Consider the following 513-nt stretch of genomic DNA (forward strand, 5'->3'; position numbering starts at 1 on the left):
GCCACACGATGTCCTGGACACTCCAGATGACGCAAACACAAGCATGCACCAGGCGTCGGCCACCTGTCGCAGTGCCCTTAAATTCCAAAGGGAAGAGCGAAGGGTTTACCCTCTTCCCTCTTCCCTCTTCCCTCTTCCCTCTTCCCTCTTCCCTCTTCCCCTACGCCGCCCGCATGCCCTCCAAAATCTCCGCCGCCATCTCATAACGCCCGAACGGCGGCATGAGATACGCGCCGCGCAGGATGCCCCTCAGGTCGGAAAGGCCGCGCAGCTCAGCCAGCAGCTCGAGCGCCAGGCGCACGCCTTCGCGCGGGCCGTCGTCGCCGGCGGCGTCCATCCGCTGGAGCGCCTCCGGGGAGATGCGGATACCCGGCACTTCGTTGTTGAGGAAGGCGGCATGGCGCGCCCCGTACAGCGGTAACACACCGACGATCACGGGCAACGCCAGCGGCCCGTGCAACTCGGCGTAGCGCGCCAGAAAATCGCGCGCCGGATCGACCGCATAGATCGGCT

At 65.5% G+C, this 513-nt stretch carries 1 protein-coding gene; it reads right to left on the reverse strand.

Features of this window, described 5'->3' with window-relative positions; all coding sequences use genetic code 11:
• Positions 1 to 160 precede the first annotated feature (160 nt).
• A partial coding sequence (locus tag JNK74_28395; protein ID MBL7650108.1) for a bifunctional homocysteine S-methyltransferase/methylenetetrahydrofolate reductase occupies positions 161 to 513 on the reverse strand: 353 nt, incomplete at its 5' end.

This window comes from Candidatus Hydrogenedentota bacterium (assembly GCA_016791475.1).
Lineage (GTDB): Bacteria > Hydrogenedentota > Hydrogenedentia > Hydrogenedentales > JAEUWI01 > JAEUWI01.